This is a genomic window from Nostoc sp. DSM 114167, from assembly GCF_052692655.1.
The window spans coordinates 8,284,466-8,305,147 of sequence record NZ_CP195116.1; the positions used below are offsets into that span (position 1 = coordinate 8,284,466).

Consider the following 20,682-nt stretch of genomic DNA (forward strand, 5'->3'; position numbering starts at 1 on the left):
TACAACTTTGGTATTGTAGCTAGGGTAAAAAAGAATCTAGAGACGTAGCAAGTGCTACGCAATACTGCTCGCTTAACCTCTTCTCCCATATTGGGAGAAGAGGAACTGGAGGCTACAGAGAATCTATGAACTGCTGTACTTTTTCTAAAAGTGGCTGATATTCAATTTGCTCTGCTAACTCTTGGGCATTTTGATAGCACGATCGCGCCATTTTTTTGCGTTTTGTGGTGGCGTAAACACTTCCCATATTCAGCAAAGTTGAAATTTCTCCAAGATTATCGCCCAGTTCTTGATAAATCCCAATGGCTTGTTTGTAGAACTTCATTGCTTGGCGATGCTCTGCCAGGATGCTGTAGGTAAAACCAATGTTATGAAGGGTTGTTGCTTCACCTGCGCGATCGCTAATTGCTCGACGTGTCAAAAGAACTTGATAGTAGAGTAATAGCGCTTGTTTCGGTTTTCCTAAATCATGATAGACAGAAGCAATATTGTTCAAGGTGGTTGCTTCTTGAAGCAGATTTTTCACGGCTCGTTGAATTGGCAGTGCTGCTTGAAAAAATTCTAGTGCTTGCTCAAACTTGCCTAAGACATTGTAGGCAAATCCAATACCATTGAGCGTTGTTGCTTCACCAGAAAAGTCACCTAACAATCGCCGCATCCTCAAAATTTGGTGTTGTAGCAACAGTGCGCGTTTCGGTTCTCCTAAGCGGGTATAAATTAGTGCGACATCATTAAGAGTAGAAACTTCACTTTGAGTATCTTGCGATCGCCTAAAGATTGGCAGTGCTTTGTCAAAATATTCCAACGCTTGCGAAAAGCGTCCAAGACGGCTGTAGGTAGAACCCAGATTGCTAAGTGCAGTTGCTTCTGCTGCCGTGTTGCCAATTTCAATCGCAACCGAAAGCGCCTGATGAAAACGCTCTAATGCTCTTTGAGGTTGCCAGCAACTGAGGTGAGCTAAACCGAGATCGTTTAATGTATAACCTTCTCTGGCTCGGTCTGGAATTGCTCTAGCCAGGTGTAAATTTTTGGTTGCAAGATCGAGAGACTCTTGAAATTTCCCCCGTTGGTAGTAGCGGTTTGCTTCATCACGACGTTGTTCCCATTCTTTGACTTGATTTAAAGGTTGCGTCATCTGACCTCAGTTGCATTCTGCGATAAGTAGGTAGAACATCTCTTGGGAATGAACCCCTCTTAGGTTTCCCAAATTTTAACCTCAATCTTCTATCTTTAGATATAAGACTTAAATAGATAAGTATGCTATTTTTTCATACTTACAGGAATATTTATGAAGCAATTAATACAAATGCTGTCGGGGCGCATAGAAGTGCATTGGTGTAAACTTAAGCCAAAACCCTTTTAAAATCTCGTTTTCAGCCTTTGGCTGGAAATGCTACTCCTAGCGGTGCCGCGAGTTGGGAGGCAAAGCCTCAATGAAGATTATTCCCAGTCTGAGACTGGGAAGGAGATAATCAGCTAAAAGCTTTTTTAGACTCTTGCCAAATTAAATTAAACAGTGGCAACATTTCTGGGTAGAAGACTGATATTTTTAAGATTGCAAAATGTAAAGGGGATCGTCCAAATCTTGAGGAATATCGAGTCTTAGTAGTAGTCTTGCGGTTTCTATCTCAGGCATGGTATCAGAGTAGGAAGATAAACGCTACTTTAAACAAGCGTGTTTTTTTCCAAACATTAATATAATGCTCTTACTATGAGCATCTACCAATCTCTGAAAAAATCTTATACACCAGATCGTCGGCGTGAAAATGACTGGCGGTTATTTTTGCGTTTGGTGCCTTATGCCCGTCGTAACGGACGGCTATTAGCGCTGTCGATGTGCCTACTCGTACCGCTCGCACTAGCTAATGCCTTACAACCTTTCTTGATTGGGCAAGTAATCTCCCTGATTCGTCATGAACCCAGCACTTACGAATTTTTTCGGAATCGTCCCTTCTCGCAAGGGCTGAATATCCTAGAGGGATTATTGGTAATTGCGATCGGCATCCAATTGCTGTTGACAGGTTTTCAAGGTTATATAGTCCAAAAGCTAGGGCAACAAATCACCGCCGCAATTCGCCAAGACTTATTTCAGCATGTAACATCTCTAGCAGTGCGCTTTTTTGACCGCACACCCGTAGGTAAATTAATTACCAGAATCACCAGCGATGTGGAAGTGTTAGGCGATGTCTTTTCGACTGGAGCAGTTGGCATCATATCCGATTTGTTTTTAATGCTGGTGACTTTGGGTTTAATGTTTTCCATCCAGTGGCAACTTTCTTGCTTGCTAATATTGATGCTGTTACCAACTAGCTGGGTAATTGTTTACATTCAAAAACAGTACCGCAAAGCCAATTACAAAGGGCGAGAAGAACTTTCGATCATGAATTCACAGCTACAAGAAAATGTGCTTGGGATTAACGTCGTGCAGTTGTTCCGTAGAGAAAAATTTAATGCCGAATTGTTTCGTGCGACAAACAACAACTACATTCAGCAAATGGATAAAACCATCTTTTATGATTCATTTGTTTCAGCAACCTTAGAATGGATTGGACTGATTGCGATCGCAAGTGTTTTGTGCGTGGGTGGATGGTTGCTGTTGGGAAAAAACTTGACTTTTGGGACTTTATCAACATTTGTATTGTATGCCCAGCGATTATTTGACCCTTTAAGGGCTTTTGCGGAAAAATTTACAGTAATTCAAGCTGGTTTCACTGCCATTGAACGCGTAGGCGATATATTAGATGAACCGATAGAAATTCGCGATCGCGCCAATGTCCGCTTCTCAATATTTGATGCGAAATTTGGCTACATAGATGAGATCGTAGCTAATCTAGAATCCCCAGACCTCACTTCCCCCCCAGAACTGGGAGAGATTCGCTTCGATCGTGTCTGGTTTGCTTATAAAAATGATGATTACGTAATTAAAGACTTAGATTTTACCATTCATCCTGGTGAAAAAGTGGCATTAGTCGGCCCTACAGGTGCGGGTAAAACTTCGATTATCCGTCTTTTGTGCCGCCTTTACGAACCCACCCAAGGACGCATTCTCATAGATGGGGTAGATATTCGGGAAGTACCCCAAGCAGAACTGCGGCGTTACATGGCAGTAATTTTACAAGAAGGCTTTTTGTTTGCTGGCGATGTTAAAAGCAACATCTCTTTAGGAGATGGCTACACCATTGAGCAGATTCAACAAGCAGCCGAAGAAACCAACATTGCCCAGTTTATAGAAGAATTACCCCAAGGTTATGATACTCAACTACGAGAACGGGGCACAAATATTTCTAGTGGTCAAAAGCAACTTTTAGCCTTTGCGCGGGCTGCCATTCGCAATCCCCAAATTTTGGTACTAGATGAGGCTACCGCTAGTTTGGATGTTGGTACAGAAGCTTCAGTTCAAGAGGCATTAAACCAGCTTTTGCATAGACGTACTGCCATTATTATCGCTCACCGCTTGTCTACGATTCGCAACGTAGACCGGATTTTTGTTCTCAAGCGTGGCGAATTAATCGAACAGGGAAGTCACGAGCAACTACTGCAACAAGGAGGGCTTTATGCCACTTTACATAACTTACAAATGTTGGGAAGTTAGGATATTTTATAATCCCAAAATGGAAAAGAGCGATCGCTACCTTCGCCGCAGGCATTGCCTAAAATGATACTGTTATTGAAAGTGCGATCGCACAAAATAATACCAATTTGAAAAAAGAATGCGACAAATAGATCATTTGTAGAGACGCGATGAATCGCGTCTGATTCATCGCGTCTTCAACCAAGGATGTGTTGCAATCATTAATTGAATTGGTATAAATAGGTCGTTGCTATTACTAAATTTTATTAAGAATCCATTTCGGTTAAGTGTAAAAAGCTCAGAGAAAAAGGAAAGAAAAAACCTTTAACCCTTACCCTTTTCCCTTTTCCCAAAACCCGATTCCGAATTAAAAATGCCTAACCGAGAAGTATTCATACCCATCTGACCTACCACTCTTGGCGCATCGACCCGCAAACTCATCTGTTCACAACGCACAGTTAACCAAGGCTGACCTAAACCTATTCCAGAAAAAGGACTTTCGGCGGGGATTTCTAACTTAGAACCAATCAAACCCAACACAGACTCAACTTCAGCAGGGAATATCAGTAAATCACTATCCTTGGCGCTGAAAGCAGAGGCACTTAACCACTGTCTCCATGCCAAGCTTTGTTGATTATAGTTAAGACTACACAGCTTCCGATTTTCCTGATGCACAGTAACATACTTTCCTTGTTCCCAGGTAAACTTAGCTAGTTCCTTTGGTAGCCCCCAAATGTCTCGACCGCCAGCCACCGAATCAGCATTATCTACATAAATGTGGGAAACCCAAGCGCCGCTTTTCTTTTGGTAATTAATCAAAGCTGGGACAACAATTAACTCACTATACTCCAGTACTGAGCCTGACCCGTAATTAGATAAATACACGCTACCAAGGGTTTTACCAGGCCATACAGAAATAATTTCTAACTCTAAGGGAATTAAAGGGCGCACTTGGTCAATATTTACCAAATGCAGAGTTTGGATGGCATAACCTTGGAGTATCCAAGGTGCTTGTGGATATGACATAAGGGAGTTATACCAATTCAAAATTCACGCATTCAAAATTCAAAATTAAGAAAGTGATAAGTAGCATAGGTTTTATGGTTCGCATCTGTATCATATTTTTTGTGAATTGGTATTAGGAGTTGACAGTGAGGAGTTAGGAATAAAGTTAAGAATTAAGATCGAGAGTTACCAATATTAGTTCTACTGTAACTCCTAACTCCTAACTCTTAACTTCTAACTTCTAACTCCTAACTCCTTAAAAAAAATCCCCACCCAGGCATTTGCCTGAATGGGTAATATGAGGTCGAACAAAACAATCTTCCCAAAAGAAAGTAGAGGAATTATTTGCTCTCTGTAAAATCAGCGTCAATCACATCGTCGCCGTTACTAGAACTAGAGGAACTGCTACTATCTTGAGGTTCACCACCAGATGTAGCACCGGCACCAGCGCCAGCACTGGCACTAGCACCAGCTTGTTGATAGATGTTGCTACCAACAGCGAATAACGCTTGTTGCAATTCTGGGGTGAGCTTTTTGATTTGCTCATCGTCTTCTTTAGCAACTGCTTCGCGCAATTCTTTCACCAAACCTTCGACTTTAGTCTTGTCAGCATCGGGAACTTTATCGCCCAATTCTTGTAACTGCTTTTCAGCTTGGTATGCTAAGGAGTCGGCTTGGTTCTTGCGTTCAATCTTCTCACGCCGTTCTTTGTCAGATGAAGCATTTTGTTCAGCTTCTCTTACCATGCGGTCAACGTCATTTTTATCCAGGGTGGAAGCGCCAGTTATGCTGATGGACTGTTCTTTACCAGTACCTTTGTCCTTAGCGGTGACGTTAAGGATACCGTTAGCGTCAATATCGAACACCACTTCAATTTGAGGAACGCCACGTGGTGCAGGAGGAATACCATCAAGGCGGAAGGTTCCCAAACTCTTGTTATCGTTAGAGAATTCGCGTTCACCTTGGAGGACGTGAATTTCTACGTTGGTTTGTCCATCCACAGCAGTGGAGAAGACTTCCGATTTCTTGGTGGGAATTGTGGTGTTGCGGGGGATAATTTTGGTCATCACGCCGCCCAATGTTTCCACACCCAAAGATAGGGGTGTCACGTCTAACAACAAGATGCCAGTTACATCACCAGCCAGTACTCCGGCTTGAATGGCTGCACCAACTGCTACAACTTCATCAGGGTTCACGCTTTGATTGGGGTCTTTACCCAATACCTGCTTCACAATCTGTTGGACTGCGGGAATCCGCGTAGAACCACCAACTAACACCACTTCATCAATATCGCCTTTGTTTAACTTGGCATCCCGAAGGGCGTTTTCCACAGGAATACGGCAACGGTCGATTAAGTCAGAACAAAGTTCTTCAAACTGAGCGCGAGTCAGGGTTGTATCCAGGTGCTTGGGCCCATCCTGGGTAGCGGTGATAAATGGTAGGTTAATTTCTGCTTGGCTGACACTAGAAAGCTCAATTTTCGCTTTTTCTGCGGCTTCCGTTAGACGTTGTAAAGCTTGCTTGTCTTTCCGCAGGTCAATACCTTCGGCTTTCTTGAACTTCTCAGCTAAGAAATCAACTATTTTTTTGTCAAAGTCGTCACCACCAAGGTGGGTATCACCAGATGTAGCTAGTACTTCAAAAACTCCGTCTCCTACTTCCAGCACGGATACGTCGAAAGTACCACCACCAAGGTCAAATACTAGGATGGTTTCGTTACTCTTCTTGTCAAATCCATAAGCCAGAGAAGCAGCGGTAGGCTCGTTGATAATCCGCAGAACTTCAATCCCAGCAATTTTCCCTGCGTCTTTTGTTGCTTGCCGTTGCGAGTCATTGAAGTATGCAGGAACAGTGATGACAGCTTGGGTTACAGTTTCACCCAGGTATTTGCTGGCATCTTCAACCAGTTTGCGGAGAACTTGTGCAGAAATTTCTTCTGGAGCAAATTGCTTACCAGCGCCTGGAGAGTCTAGCTTGACATTGCCGCCGCTACTCAGGACTTTGTAAGAAACTTCAGTAGTCTCCTTTGTAACTTCGTCAAAGCGGCGTCCAATAAAGCGCTTGACAGAGTAAAACGTGTTTTCGGGGTTCATTACCGCTTGACGTTTGGCGATTTGACCAACCAAGCGATCGCCATTTTTCGCAAACGCAACTACTGATGGCGTTGTCCGAAAACCTTCAGCATTAGCAATTACTGTGGGTTTACCACCTTCCATCACTGCTACGCAGGAGTTCGTTGTTCCTAAGTCAATTCCAACTACTTTTGCCATTTTAGGTGCTGGCTCCGTATAACTACAAATGAATGAATGAGAATATAAAGCACTAAATTTTGAACCAACAGGGTCAAGAAATCAGCCAGTTCAGCATGAATACCTTTAATTTGGCTTTCCTGGGGTTAAAACTCCAGACTATGCTGATATATATACTGAAGCTTAGTGGTAGCCAGTCCATGAAGGGTGGTTTCCCGAACCTTGCTTGGGACGGTTAAACTAACTAAATTTTGTTTTTAGTTGGTTCATGGATTAATTTGTCTTCACTCTGTCTAATGTAGAAGAATTAATACTTTCAGTAATTAGGGTGAACCGTAACGTCCGAGTGGTGTTTGCCGTCTTTTGAGGCAATAAACTATAGAAGCAGTAAGGGTTGGGGATTGGGTATGGGGCATTGAAAAGAGGCAGAGGGGCAGGGGAGCAGGGGAGCATACTTCGACTGCGCTCAGTAACCGGGGGAGCAGGTGATCGCTGAGCGTAGCCGAAGTGGGAGCAGGGGAGAAATAATAACTCCTAACTCAGCACTCAGCACTCATCACTCATCACTCATCACTCAGCACTCAGCACTAATCACTCAGTAGTTACTCAATCTCAGAAAAAAGAGTTTCCCAGTCAATCACAGGTGGTCTTTGTCCTTGGTTGACTATTTCAAAAATTTTCCTAGAGCTATTTGGCTGAAAAAGGCATTCTACACAAGCGTTTGCAACGTCAATCCGGCTGGCATCACCCGAAAGCGTATCACCAGTGCCTATGACCACACCGTATTTACCCCCAGTTTTTGCCTTCAGGAGGGTGTTGAGGTCGTATGAGGTATAGGGGCCGTCAATAAGGCGTCCTGGGCGGATAATGGTGTAGGGTAATCCTGAATTAATAATGGACTCTTCGCCTTTTTGTTTGGCATCCAACACGCCAAAACTATTAAGAATACTAAAAGGAAACTGATTTTTACGGAGAATTCCACAAGAAGAGATGAAAACGAATCGCTTCAAATTCTGGGGTGCTGCTGTTACTAGATTGCTGACACCTTGAGCATCAATCTTTGTCGGACTATTCTTTGCTTTTGCTTCACTAGATTTGGGATTAAAGAAAATAATTCCCCATTCAATCAAGTTCGGGGTTTCGTCAAACTCCCATCGCGCAGAGGGAAAGGCAGTGGTTCCGGTACAATTTATGATGTGGGTAACACCTGGCATTGCTGCTGGCAGTGTAGCTGGCTGACGGATGTCACCAACGGCAATTTCCACTTTTTGGTTAAACATCTCTTCAGCTTTTGCAGCATTGCGTGTCAGAACGCGAACTTTTAAACCCTTTTCGAGTAACTTGCCTACTACTAATTGCCCGACTCCACCTGTAGCACCAGCAACTAGTACCAAATCTTTAGCTGAATCAAAAGAAGTCATAAAGTGCCCTTGAGATAGTCTATTGTTAATCTACTAAAAAAAATGCGATGTCTACGATGAGCTACGCCTAACCACATCGCCAAAATAGAACGAGATTGAAGATTTTGCTAATGGTTATTGACTCTGTCGCTTTCAGGTTGATAAGTGGGAATTTTAGGAAAAGGGCAAATTCCCTAGAACTGAATTAGCACAGTAGTCAGCACTTGAGGTTTTGAGCAAGCAATGAAAATTAGTCAAAAATTAATTTTAGGTATTCTAGGAATGGCTATTCTCTCAGGAATAATTGGTGCGATTAGTGCTAATCAACAATTGAATATAGCTAAATATCTTGCTCAACAAGAGGCCGAAGAAGTTGCTGGACTACTGGGATATTTCGTCAGCCATGAGCTTGAAAACCACAAAATGCGATCGCAAGATCGGATGCTAGCCCATCTGCAAGAGCATGTTCAATCGCTACACAAGCAACGTCAGCGCGATTTGGAGATTGTAGACCGCAATAAAATCATTCTAGCAGATGTAGTTACGGAAGATATCGGTACGCGATTAGACCACGATCGCAATAATGAAGTTGGTAAAACTATTCACGATGGTGTACCCAGAACTTATATTGAGTCCAGTCCTGAATACCCAAATGGAATTCAATTGATTGCTGTTGCTTTTAAGACTAGCAACGGTGAAACAATGGGTGCAGTAATTTTGGAATATACACCACTTTATAAAGCAGCACTCGCAACAGCCCATAAAAATATTGTTGTCACGTTGTTTATTAGTTTGGGATGTAGCATCTTTGCATTAGCAGTCGGTTCTCTGCTCTCCAGAAGCATCTCAAAACCGATTAAGCAACTCCAGCAAGCTGTGATGAATCTGGCTGAGGGTAAACTGGATACCAGAGTTAATATTCGCTCCCACGATGAAATTGGCGAGTTAGCTACCTTGTTCAACAAAATGGCAGACGAGCTCCAATGTTCTAGAGATGAGTTGGTCAATGCTAACGAACAATTACGAGACGAGATTGTTGAGCGTCAGCAGGCAGAAGCAGAACTTCAGCAAGTTTTGAAAGACTTGAAAAAAACCCAAATCCAATTAATTCAATCAGAAAAAATGTCGAGTCTGGGTCAACTAGTAGCGGGAGTTGCCCATGAAATCAATAATCCAGTTAATTTTATCTACGGCAATCTACAACACACTGATGATTACACTCAACAGTTGCTGCTGTTAATTAAGCTTTATCAAAATCATTATCCTAACCCAGAGCCAGAAATAAAAAATGCTAACGCAGAAGCAGATATTGAGTACTTAACAGAAGATTTGCCTAAAATGTTAACCTCAATGAAGATGGGGGCTAAACGCATTCGGGAAATTGTTCTCAGTCTCCGAATTTTCTCTCGTTTGGATGAAGCTGAGTTCAAAACGGCCGATCTCCATGAAGGAATCGACAGTACTCTGTTAATTTTACAACACCGACTCAAGGCACAAAATAATCGCCCTGAAATTCAAGTGGCTAAAGAATATGGTGAAATACCTCAAATCCAGTGTTTTGCAGGGCAAATGAATCAGGTATTTATGAACCTCTTGACAAATGCAATTGATGCCTTAGAAGATTGTTTCCCAAAAGAACTTTGTCCAAATCCCTTGATTCGCATTTCGTCTGAACAGGTAAATGAAAATGTAATTATTCGGATTGCTGATAATGGAGTAGGAATTCCAGAAGAAATCCAGTCGCGTTTATTTGATCCTTTTTTCACAACGAAACCAGTTGGGAGGGGGACTGGTATGGGTTTATCAATAAGTTACCAGATAATTACTGACAAGCATGGTGGATCTTTGCAATGTATTTCATCACCGGGACAAGGTGCAGAGTTTGTAATTACAATCCCAATTCGAGTAGGGAAACCAGCACAATCATCAATTTGCGATCGCCACACCTATCGGTAAAAGTCAGTGCCAATGTTTTTCAGCCTCTAAGTGCGTAAGCATAGCCCGTCATAGACATCGCAGTTAGAGGGTAATTGCCCCTGAATTGTTCGGTTCTACCACTGTCATCAGTATACAAATAGCTATAACCTCTTAGATAGTAGTGAAATGTCTAACCTAGACGCTGTTAGTCGCTCTTGAATTAAGGGGTGAAAGCCTGTGTACCAATGGATATTGCCAAGCCTGAGCGAAATCTTGGCCCAAAATCAATCAAGTGTGGCAGAATGTTCACCTGCTAAAGCAGAGCAGCAGTGGCGTATCAGCCTCGCAGCGACAGAACATTTGCTATTAAATACTTTAGCAGACCCTTCAGTTGACACAACCCAAGGATTAGTTTTAGCTGCACCAGCACCCTTGTTTAGTCAACCAAAATTAACTCAAAGTTTACAAACAGTAACTTTTACAGCAAAACCATTTAACCCTTTGGCACTGATGCCATTTCAGATGCCAGGTGCAATTGCGTCTGTCAATGAAGAAATTGCTCTCAATGAATCGGTACTTCCTTTACTACCTGCCGATCCGCTTGGAGCAGAACAGTTTTGCTTGGTTTTTACAGATAAATTCAGATTAGTACTAGTTTTAACAACCCACAAAAACGGTAAAAAAACTTTTTCATTTTCTTTTGAGCCAGAGATAGTGCAGCAGGCTTGGCGATCGCTAGGGGCACGGGTAATGCTGGCTAATCCAGAATTTTTCGGGCGCTTGGACGCATTAGTAGAACAGTATTCTCCGGTAGCACCAGACTACCGCATGATGATTCACTTTAGTCAGTTATTGCTTCAGGAATTAACAGAACCAGAAGAGACTAAAGACTGTTTACTAGGGACTGGGGAAGAAGCAGGGGAGCAGGTGGTCACTGAGCGTAGCCGAAGTGGGAGCAGAGGAGCAGAGGAGCAGGGGAGAAGAGTTTTCTCCAATCCTCAATGTCCACTTGCTCTGAGCAAAGCCGAAGCGATGCCGAATGTCCAATCCTCAAATCCTGATGTAGAATTGCTCCAAGCTTTTGCTCACGAAGTCCGCACACCTTTAACAACTATTCGCACCATGACTCGTCTGCTGTTGAAGCGGCGAGATTTAGATGCTAGCGCGATCAATCGCTTAAAAATTATCGATCACGAGTGTACCGAGCAAATTGACCGTATGGAATTGCTGTTTAAGGCCGCAGAACTAGAAACTACTGCCTCAGCAAAATCGTCAAAAACTCAACTCACACCGATGTCTTTAGATCAAGTGTTGCAGCAGAGCATTCCCCGTTGGGAACAAGCTGCACATCGGCGGAATTTAACTTTGAATGTTGTTTTACCCCAGCAACTACCAACAGTAGTGAGCAATCCCACCATGCTGGATCGGGTTCTCACTGGTTTGATGGAAAATTTTACTCGCAGCTTACCTGCTGGCAGCCATATTCAAGTACAAGTTATCCCCGCAGGAGATCAACTGAAGTTACAGTTATCGCCACAATTGAGGTGCAAAGATTCAAATAAAGCCACCATACCTGCAACGCCACCAATTCGCAAAGCTTTAGGTCAACTGCTGATGTTTCAACCAGAAACAGGTACGATTAGTTTGAATATCGCTGCAACCAAGCATTTGTTTCAGGCGATCGGTGGCAAACTAATTGTGCGCCAGCGTCCACATTATGGGGAAGTGATGACGATTTTCTTGCCTTTAGAAGTTAACAATAAACAGAAATCGATAGTCACGAATTAGAGATATAGCCATCCTAAATGAGATTGTGAAAATTTTGTCCTTTGTCCTTTGTCCTTTGTCATTTGTGACTACAACGGACAAATGACTAATGACTAATGACATGAAACAAAGTACTTTTCCACACATCTAACAAATATTTCCACACCCATTGCCAAGGCGGTTTCGTCAAAATCAAACCGGGGATGATGATGGGGATATGCTAAGTCTTTCGTAGGATTAGCAGAACCCAGAAAGAAATAACAACCAGGAACCTCTTCTAAGAAAAATGACATATCTTCAGCAGCCATAGTTTGACATTCTGGCACAATACCCAGAGGAGTTTCTACCACTTCTTCTGCTACAGATCGCACTAGTTCTGCTACTTTAATATCATTAATTACTGGTGGATAAAGTGACCAATATTCTAAATCATAATTTGCACCATGACTTTGACAAATTCCAGCAATAATCTGCTCGACACGCTGGTTAAAAAAGCCTTTCAAACTAGGATTAAAATACCTGACAGTAGCACTCATTCTTGCTGTATCAGCAATTACATTACGTTTGGTTCCAGCGTGAAGTTCTCCCACTGTCACTACTGCTGAATCAATGGGATTAACATTCCGAGCGACAATGGTTTGTAAAGCATTGACAATTTGGGCAGCAACAACAACGGAGTCAACAGTTTGATGGGGTAGTGCGCCGTGTCCACCTTTACCCAAAATTGTGCAGTTAAAGCACTCTACAGCTGCCATCAATGCGCCAGCGCGCACACCCACTGTTCCTAAAGGCAAATTATTCCACAAGTGCAAACCAATAATTGCTTCAACATCAGGGTTTTTCAAAACTCCAGCTTCAATCATTGGCTTTGCGCCTCCTGGTGATTCTTCCGCTGGCTGAAAGATAATTTTCACAACGCCAGAGAAATCTTGGCGATGCTGTTGGAGATAATAAGCTGTACCTAAAGCGATCGCTGTATGTCCATCATGTCCACAAGCGTGCATCACTCCATCATGCTGCGATTTGTACGGCACTTCGTTGAGTTCTTGGATTGGCAAAGCATCCATATCCGCGCGAATCGCTAAAACTTGGGGAGTCGGAAGTCGGCTTGCCGTGAGCGTAGCCGAATGGGAGTCAGAAAGTTTGTTGCCTTTGATGGTAGCAACAATGCCAGTGTGGGCAATGCCAGTTTGATGCTCAATTCCCCATTCTTGCAGCTTTTGTGATACAAACTCAGCAGTCAGTTTTTCTTGAAAACCCAACTCTGGTTGTTGATGTAATCGCCGCCGCCACTCTATTAATTGCGGTTGCAATGAGCGGATAGAAAGTCGGATGCGAGATAGATCGACAGAAGAAGGATTGGGAAAAGTGGAAACCATTATAAAGACAAACTAGTTTAAGTACAGCCAACTTAGATTATTTTCTCAGTTTAACGTGAGTCTCCAACAAAGGCGAAGTTGCAAGAAGGGCGAAAGAAACAAGTCAAATCCTCTTCCCTTCTGCCTCACTTCGGCTACGCTCAGTGACCACCTGCCTTTTGCCTCCTGCCTTATTTTTTAGGAGTTGGATGAATATAAAGTAACTACTAGCCACAATTCCCTATTTTCAAGATAAATATAAGATTAGCTAGCCAGTAGCTTGAACTTATAAACAGGATATAGGACTCTTATTTGATTGATGAATTGACTTCTTAAGGTAGACATCGGCAAATATTAATTACCTCTTTCATTCCCCAAAAGGTCGCTTTTTCAAAAATCAAATCTGATTCTTATATAAGGTTACTTCCAAAAAATCAAATTTAATTACTTTAACTGTAAACTATTTCCATTACAAGTAAATGTTTTAGTTGTAATCCCATTTGGCTCAAAGTTTACTTCATAAAATTTCTTCGCTTCAAATTTCTTTAATTTTCGTTCTTTATCTCCTGAGATCAAAATAGAAAGATCGTCAGCAATATAATCAAAATGAGCCTCTATGGTGTTCTTTTCGCGGTAACTTTCTCCTTCCCATTCATACTTTTTATCGTTGCTGTCTATAGCCTCAGCATGTATAAATATAGTTCCACTCCGGGCAAAATAACTAGGACTTATAGTTCCTCCTGGAGAAATTCCATTCCAACCCCTAGTTTCCTCTATATCATTTAAAGCGGTGAAATTAACGGCTATATTAATAAATTTATCACAATTATTTTTCAATCGGATTTGCTTACTTTTGGTTTCATTTTTTTCCATATTTAAAACTTCAGCCTTATGTTGATAAAATCTTTCTTCAGCCTTTTCTTGTTTTTTGGATAGTAGCTCTTGCATTAATTTATCTTGGTCAGCTTTTACCTGATACTGTGTTTTCTGCTGTTCAAATTTTATCTTTTCTCTTTCTGTATATTGAGTAAGATTAACTCCACTCAGAGCAAATACTGAAGTTATAATAACTCCCCCAAGAGTAAATACTGAAGTTATAATTGTTGCTATTCCTGTTGGCTCTTTCCAGAAATTCTTGTTATTACTTGTATCTTTACCAGAATTTTCCTCACGATCTGGCTTAGGTGAAAAATTTAAATTAGTTGCGTCAAGGTTGCTAACTCCAAATATGGAAATATCAATAACTTTGAGTTTCTGTTTTCCTAAACAAATAATGCTGTTATTGTATAAAGAAAATTCTTTGTCGGGATACAATAGTACTCCGTCTACAAGGGGAAGATTTTGTAATCCTCGCAAATTCCTAATAAAAATGCGATTTTCCTGTTGATTAAAAAAAATTTCGACGTGGAGAGATGATACAGTATTATCTTGAAGAACTACATCGCATTTCAGATGATCGCGACCGATGCGGATAGTGTCAGGATTTTTAGTTGGCTGTTGTTCAGAAAATTGCCAAGTTTGTTGTTTGCCTGCATCGTCATGTTGAAGAGTAAATTTCCATTGTGGCATGAGTGTTGTCATTGCTTTAACCCTGTAAATCTTCACAGCTAACTACAACTCTCAACTTTCTGATTTCGGATGTAGCTGCGTAAAAATCAGCAATTTTTTTTAATCCATATTTATATCAATTTTTTTAACCATATAAATAGAATATATCTCCGAAAAAGAATATAGAGACATAGCACTGCTAAGTCTCTACAAGGATTTCAGGTAACGCATATTTAATTTCACCAGATGTCTAATCAATAGGCTTGGGTTAAGGTTTACTAATATTTAAAGGCGGAAGTCAAAGGTCAAAGAGTATCTAATTAATGGCTGTTAATTTTCTCTCTAGGTCAAATAAAAATCCGTGGATATACTCTTCAGTCCATTCGGCACCATAGAAGCGTTTAAACATTCCTCGCGCTGGGTCTTTTTCAGCCCGATATCGGAGGTATCGCAGTTGAGCTTGCTCAATGGCTACTAAACTTTGGGAATCTGTTATGGGTTCTGCCTGCTCTACAAAATCGAGATAAGCTTTCAAATAGTCTTTGAAAGCAGCAAACACCTGAGTTTCTACTACAGCCGTTTCTTGAGGACGAGTCCACAGAAAAGCGGGAGAGAAAAAAGGCTGTGCTTCTTCGGGAAAATCTCCTCCCCAAGACAAATGTTGCTGGTGGGTGTGGAAAATCGGCAGAATTGGTTCAGTATACTTCGCTTGATATGCTGAATCGTCCCGAAATAGGGGCTGCATATCCAAAGCAATTAGATGTCCTCCTGGCAATGTCACCAAATCTGCCCCAAAAAAGGGCAAATCGTAGTTGAGGCGGGGAAAAATCACAAAATTCAGCACTTGCAGCGAATTGCCACCCTGCACGTGAGCTGCTCGAATTTGCCGCAATTTTGAAGTTTGAAAGGCATAACTAGTGGTGACAACCTCTTCTTGATTCTTTCCCTTGCCCACAACAGCACTCTTGGACTCAAATCCAGCGGGGATAGGATAGGGCTGTAAATCCAAACGCGATCGCATATAAGCGATCGCATAATCAAGAAATGGCTGATAGAGTGTCACGTTGCTTCGCTCCGAATTCAAAACTTGTACTGAGCTTGTCGAAGTATTCAAAATTAATAATTAAATAACTTCTGCCTCCTGCCTCCTGCCCTCATCTTTTGCCGACACCGACTGCTAAGGGAACAGCATCTTCAAATAAGAATTCATGGAGAAAGCGTTCTGCCCATTCATGACCAAAGTAACTGCTAAACAAACCAGATGCTGGATCGCGGTCTGCACTATATTGGTCATAGTCTTTTTGGGCTTTGACAATCCGTTGGATATCTTCTCTTTCTTGGAGCGGTTTGGCATCTGCTAACATTTGCCAATACAAGTTTAAATAATCCTGAAAAGCTTCAAAGACTCGTGTTGCCACTGTTTCCGGGTCGGTTTTGGCAAACAATAGATATTTAGAAAAATACTGGTTGGCATCGTAAAACTTCATTTCTAAGTTTTGTGCCAAATCCGGGTATCGATCGTGGAGAGATTTTAGCGGAAATATATATTTTTTTTGATAATCTTCATCCTGAAATAAAGGCTGGAAATCAAGCACAATCAGATTTTTGACTTTTCCAAAAGATAAAAAATCAATCCCTAACAGAGGTAAATCGTAATGGTGACTGGGATAAATTACGCTGTTAAAAATTTGAGCGCTTTCTCCAGCATCAATGTAGGTATAGCGAATTTTCCGCAACTCTTGAGATTGGTAACACCAACTGCGAATAGTTGCTGGGTTTCTGCCGCGATCGCTAACTTTGAATTCCAAACCAGGGGGAATGACCCTACTTTGTAAATCAAACCGCTGAAATAGCTCTTTTTCTAAAAATTCCAGGAAAGGCTTATACATGGAGCATGATTTGTTAACCCTTGCATGAAAATAAGTTATGGCGATCGTGCACGTCTCATTTATGAGAAACAAAGCAACATTCCTTAATGGGACATTTGTCATTGGTCATTTGTCATTTGTCATTGGTCATTAGTTATTAATCAATTCTTCTCTCTCATCTCCCTCATCTCCTCCTGCTCCCTGCTCCCCTGCTCCCTGCTCCCTGCTCCCTGCTCCCTGCTCCCCTACTCCCCTACTCCCCTGCTCCCTGCTCCCCTGCTTCCTACCTAGCATGATTGCGACCGATCATTTGCTCCAAGACTTCTTGGGAAACACAGCGACGCTCGGAACAATAAGTCATCAAGTTAATTCCGTTCATCATTCGTACCGTACTGACTCTGACACGAAAATCATCCGTAACAAACCAACAACGTTCCTGACCTTGATTGTTGTCATAGTCAGTATCAATCGTCAGCACTCCATCATCAGCAAACCGATATCGGCTCACAACTGGAATACTCTCAACATAGCCTTGGTTGCGAATCAGTTTTCCAGAACGCTTCGTTTCGTCGGGAACATCAACCAAAATCGCAGCATTATCAGTATTCGGTAGTCTGGTATCTAAGTTAGCCTGCCATGCAAAGCTAGCACCGCTTGTTGCTTTACTAGGATCTATCCCTTGGGCTTTACAAACTTCTTGGACTTTCGGATCGTCCTTTTCCATGACTTTTATAATCAAATTCGACTCCCCCGACTCATCGGCCGCCGAGTCAAAATGATGAACGGCGCGTTCCGTAAACCACGTACCTTCACTTTTACGGAAGAAGTCGATCATTGTCAAAGGTGGTATTATATGCATCTGTTTTGAAACCTCGTTCGATCAAATTTTGGCGTTATTAATACTAAGTGATGAGATGAAGTCTCGGTTTAGCTAAAGTGTAGAATAACTCCAAAAGTGATATTTTAATCAGCTGATGACAAATAGTGAAATTCAACTTATTACAAGCGTTCGCCCCAGTCCAACTCCAGAAATTTTAACAGCCCTGAAAGCCGGAACTCCTGTGGATTCGATAGATTTGTATCAATTTAATCTAAAGGAAGTCGATTTCCGACAAGCTAACTTGAGTAAAGCCAAGCTATTAGGAGCCGACCTCAGTGAGGTGGTATTAAGTAATCTCGATTTGAGTGGGGCAGATTTGCGAGGCGCTAATCTGCAAGGAGCCGATTTGAGTGGGGCTAATTTGCAGGGAGCCTATTTAAACCGTGCTGACCTCCAACAAGCAAATCTCAGTGGTGCAAATTTGGAGGGAGCCAAACTCCAAGTAGCGCGTTATGATTCCCAAACGAAATGGCCCGAAGAATACAACTACAAAGCTTCGGGAGCGGTAGGGCCGGGTGCTAATCTCAATGGTGCTTTTCTGAATACAGCTTCTTTACGAAATGCAGATTTACAAGGTGCTAATCTGCGTGGAGCCTATCTGAGTGGCGCTGACTTGACAGGAGCCAATTTGCAAGGTGCTTCTTTGAGTGGTGCCGATCTAACAAAAGCTTATTTGACAGGGGCTTGCTTACGAAATGCTCGATTGATAGGAGCCGATTTGCGGGATACAGACCTGCGAGCAACCGATCTCAGTGATGCAGAGATGGAGCATCTTCAAAGTATTGCTGGGGCAGATTTTACTCTTGCTCAAGGACTCACACAAGCAACTAAAGCCATGCTTTCCAGTCGTCCACATTCAGAACTCGATGTTTGGAATGCCTATACCCGCAAAACAACTCGTGAAAGTTTGAGTGCTTGACCAATACAGTGCTGAGTAACGTTAGCGGTAGCGGGGCGTTTAGCCCGTGCTGAGTTGTGAGTAGGAATTAGGGACTTCCAATTAAGAAATATTCCATCGTTTTGAGGGCAGGGGAGACAGGGGAGCATACTTCGACTGCGCTCAGTAACCGGGGGAGCAGCACTTCGACTCATTTCGGCTACGCTCAATGACCAACGCTCAGTGACCGAGGAGCAGAGGAGCAGAGGAGAAATAAGAACTCCTAACTCAGCACTCAGAACTCATCACTTTTAACTCAGCACTTTTCATAATAATTGCCAGTTCTTTTTCAGGAGTGCTAAAAATGTCGCGTATCCTTCGGAAAAACCAGGCGGATCGGGTAGAACATATTGGGGAAATTCTTTATACGATCGCCAAGGTTCCGAAGCATTATGCCGCAAATGTAAGGCACATTCTGAGGAACCTGGTAATCGCCAAATCATTTGACCAGCTTGTGTATCAGTCACAAATGCCTCCTCTTCTAGAAAAAGTTGATCTTTTCTTCCAGAGTTTGGCAGATTCACCGGATATTTTGGTCAAATTTAAGGTAAAATAAAATATTTACTATTTATCTAACAAGTTTTCTCACAATATTGCATTGCAGACAAACCCACACCGCTATTGTGGCAACAGGTCTTCTAAAGCAGCGCCGACAACTCGGTGATCCTCATCCTGTCTGAGTTGGTTCAAGGCTGCTTTGGCTTCCGGTTCATCAAATCGCTTGAGAGCATAGCTAACTCGCACGCGCATCCGCCAAGATTCATCATTCACCAACGCTAGTATTTGGGATAATGCCGCAGCATGTTGACTAGAATTAGCTAGTAAGCCAAGTCCATCAACAGAAGATTCCCGAACAGTGAAATCTTCATCTTTTAAACCCTGAACGCATATATCAAATAGTTCTTCTGGGCAATCCATTTCCGCGATCGCAGCCAAAATGCTCCGTCTAACTAGCCAGTGGTCATCCTGATAATATGCCAAAACTAGATGAGAAACTGCGACTCTGCCAAATAGCGACAACGAATTTGCCGCCTCAGCCCGCACGTTGGGAGTATCATCAAATTTCATAATTTGCATCAAAGCTGCAAAAGATTCCGCTGATTGTTGATTACCCAAACCCCTAGCCACAAAAGAACGCACTAAAAATTCTGAGTCATGAAGTTTACTGGTGAGCAGAGGAACTGCAACTTCTGATTCATAATCATTGAGGGCAGCGATCGCCTTCAAACGATAGTGAAAATCTGGGTTCTTTAGTTCTGCTTGGATTTTATGGATTTCCATAAGTGCATTTGGTACAGCTATTCTTTACTTTATTTTACAGATGTCACCAAATGGCGATCGCATTCTAAGAAGATTGAATTTAAGGGCATTGGGCGTTAAGAGTGCTGTTAGCGTCAGCGGGGCGTTGAGCCAGTGCTGAGTTAGGAGTTAGGAGTTAGGAGTTTTATTTATCTCCTTGTCTCCCTTGTCCCCTTGTCTCCCTCATCTCCCACACCAATGCCCCATGCCCTATCCCCTAAATCAATGACTCAATTAAGCGAAACCGTTAAAGAATTAATTGCTAAAGCTAGAATTGTCAGCTTTGCTGAGTGGGAACAGTCCCATCCACAAGCAGCGATCGCTATATTTCAAGCTGCGGATGATGCTTTTCGCTACCTGAGCGATGAAGATTTATTGCAGATTAAAACCTTGTCACCCGATAATTCTGAGTTGATTCCTGTTGCTCAATTGTTACGCGATCGCGCCGCCGAAATCGTTGACGAATCTAGAGAACAAGTTTTGGCAACTTATCCCGAAATTACCCAGCCTGGAGGCGGTCTTTATCCACCTGAACGCGCCCAAGCTTGCTGGCGAGATTTTTGGCATTTTCTTCGCTGCATTACTTATGGCATAGCAGGTGGACACACTGAATATACAAGTCCCACAGGACTGCATTATATGAATTTGCTCTATCAGGAATTACAAGTTCCCTTGGATGCAATGATTTTAGGCTTAAAAAGCATCAAGGCTGCTAGTTTGAAACGCTGCCAAGGCGATCGGCAGCAAATTCTTGCTCCCTATTTTGACCATTTAATCAGCCAATTGGCTACTTTCCAAATTCGATAAGTTAAGTGTAAGTAGGCATGAATAATCAAAGGTTTGTAGTCAGGGCTAAAGCTCTGACTAACAGACAATGTTACTT

16 protein-coding genes are annotated in these 20,682 nt (G+C 42.3%); 5 read left to right on the plus strand and 11 right to left on the minus strand.

What is annotated here, in order from left to right; translation table 11 throughout:
* Positions 1 to 112: 112 nt before the first annotated feature.
* Positions 113 to 1,135, minus strand: a complete 1,023-nt coding sequence (locus NSTC731_RS34995) for a tetratricopeptide repeat protein (RefSeq protein WP_445628951.1) — start codon at positions 1,133 to 1,135, stop codon at positions 113 to 115.
* Between the two features lie 576 nt (positions 1,136 to 1,711).
* Between NSTC731_RS34995 and NSTC731_RS35000 the strand changes: the two genes are divergently transcribed.
* Positions 1,712 to 3,592 (plus strand): ABC transporter ATP-binding protein, encoded by a 1,881-nt coding sequence (locus tag NSTC731_RS35000; RefSeq protein WP_445628952.1) that lies wholly within the window; start codon positions 1,712 to 1,714, stop codon positions 3,590 to 3,592.
* A gap of 303 nt (positions 3,593 to 3,895) precedes the next feature.
* Here NSTC731_RS35000 and NSTC731_RS35005 read toward each other — a convergent pair whose 3' ends face one another.
* The 3 genes from NSTC731_RS35005 to NSTC731_RS35015 form a co-directional block, all read right to left on the minus strand.
* A complete protein-coding gene (locus tag NSTC731_RS35005; protein ID WP_445628953.1) occupies positions 3,896 to 4,597 on the minus strand; it encodes an acetoacetate decarboxylase family protein in 702 nt (233 codons plus the stop codon).
* Positions 4,598 to 4,917: 320 nt separating this feature from the next.
* Positions 4,918 to 6,846: a molecular chaperone DnaK gene (gene dnaK / locus NSTC731_RS35010; RefSeq protein ID WP_445628954.1), complete on the minus strand. Its 1,929-nt coding sequence runs from the start codon at positions 6,844 to 6,846 to the stop codon at positions 4,918 to 4,920.
* 581 nt (positions 6,847 to 7,427) lie between these two features.
* Positions 7,428 to 8,246 carry an SDR family oxidoreductase gene (locus tag NSTC731_RS35015; RefSeq protein ID WP_445628955.1) on the minus strand — a complete coding sequence of 273 codons (819 nt, stop codon included), beginning with the start codon at positions 8,244 to 8,246 and terminating at the stop codon, positions 7,428 to 7,430.
* A 222-nt stretch (positions 8,247 to 8,468) separates the two neighbouring features.
* Here NSTC731_RS35015 and NSTC731_RS35020 point away from each other — a divergent pair, with 222 nt between their 5' ends.
* Both NSTC731_RS35020 and NSTC731_RS35025 read left to right on the plus strand, forming a co-directional pair.
* Positions 8,469 to 10,181, plus strand: a complete 1,713-nt coding sequence (locus NSTC731_RS35020; protein ID WP_445628956.1) for an ATP-binding protein — start codon at positions 8,469 to 8,471, stop codon at positions 10,179 to 10,181.
* A 198-nt stretch (positions 10,182 to 10,379) separates the two neighbouring features.
* Positions 10,380 to 11,930: a sensor histidine kinase gene (locus tag NSTC731_RS35025; protein ID WP_445628957.1), complete on the plus strand. Its 1,551-nt coding sequence runs from the start codon at positions 10,380 to 10,382 to the stop codon at positions 11,928 to 11,930.
* Between the two features lie 92 nt (positions 11,931 to 12,022).
* On the opposite strand, the gene NSTC731_RS35030 is transcribed toward NSTC731_RS35025, so the two are convergent.
* The 5 genes from NSTC731_RS35030 to NSTC731_RS35050 form a co-directional block, all read right to left on the minus strand.
* A complete protein-coding gene (locus NSTC731_RS35030) occupies positions 12,023 to 13,288 on the minus strand; it encodes a M20 family metallopeptidase (protein WP_445628958.1) in 1,266 nt (421 codons plus the stop codon).
* A 423-nt stretch (positions 13,289 to 13,711) separates the two neighbouring features.
* On the minus strand, positions 13,712 to 14,848 hold the full coding sequence (locus NSTC731_RS35035; RefSeq protein WP_445628959.1) for an FHA domain-containing protein: 1,137 nt from the start codon (positions 14,846 to 14,848) through the stop codon (positions 13,712 to 13,714).
* 283 nt (positions 14,849 to 15,131) lie between these two features.
* Entirely contained in the window at positions 15,132 to 15,878 is a 747-nt protein-coding gene (locus NSTC731_RS35040) for a phycoerythrobilin:ferredoxin oxidoreductase (RefSeq protein ID WP_445628960.1), read from the minus strand.
* Between the two features lie 91 nt (positions 15,879 to 15,969).
* Positions 15,970 to 16,704 carry a 15,16-dihydrobiliverdin:ferredoxin oxidoreductase gene (locus NSTC731_RS35045; RefSeq protein ID WP_445628961.1) on the minus strand — a complete coding sequence of 245 codons (735 nt, stop codon included), beginning with the start codon at positions 16,702 to 16,704 and terminating at the stop codon, positions 15,970 to 15,972.
* A 262-nt stretch (positions 16,705 to 16,966) separates the two neighbouring features.
* Complete coding sequence (locus tag NSTC731_RS35050) at positions 16,967 to 17,542, minus strand: phycobiliprotein lyase (protein ID WP_445628962.1); 576 nt, start codon at positions 17,540 to 17,542, stop codon at positions 16,967 to 16,969.
* A 115-nt stretch (positions 17,543 to 17,657) separates the two neighbouring features.
* Between NSTC731_RS35050 and NSTC731_RS35055 the strand changes: the two genes are divergently transcribed.
* On the plus strand, positions 17,658 to 18,482 hold the full coding sequence (locus tag NSTC731_RS35055; RefSeq protein WP_445628963.1) for a pentapeptide repeat-containing protein: 825 nt from the start codon (positions 17,658 to 17,660) through the stop codon (positions 18,480 to 18,482).
* Between the two features lie 284 nt (positions 18,483 to 18,766).
* Here NSTC731_RS35055 and NSTC731_RS35060 read toward each other — a convergent pair whose 3' ends face one another.
* Positions 18,767 to 18,967 carry a hypothetical protein gene (locus NSTC731_RS35060; protein WP_445628964.1) on the minus strand — a complete coding sequence of 67 codons (201 nt, stop codon included), beginning with the start codon at positions 18,965 to 18,967 and terminating at the stop codon, positions 18,767 to 18,769.
* Between the two features lie 151 nt (positions 18,968 to 19,118).
* Entirely contained in the window at positions 19,119 to 19,781 is a 663-nt protein-coding gene (locus NSTC731_RS35065; RefSeq protein WP_445628965.1) for a HEAT repeat domain-containing protein, read from the minus strand.
* Positions 19,782 to 20,024: 243 nt separating this feature from the next.
* On the opposite strand from NSTC731_RS35065, the gene NSTC731_RS35070 reads away from it, so the two are divergent.
* Positions 20,025 to 20,606, plus strand: coding sequence for a phycobilisome protein (locus NSTC731_RS35070; protein ID WP_445628966.1), 582 nt, complete (start codon positions 20,025 to 20,027; stop codon positions 20,604 to 20,606).
* Positions 20,607 to 20,682: the final 76 nt, after the last annotated feature.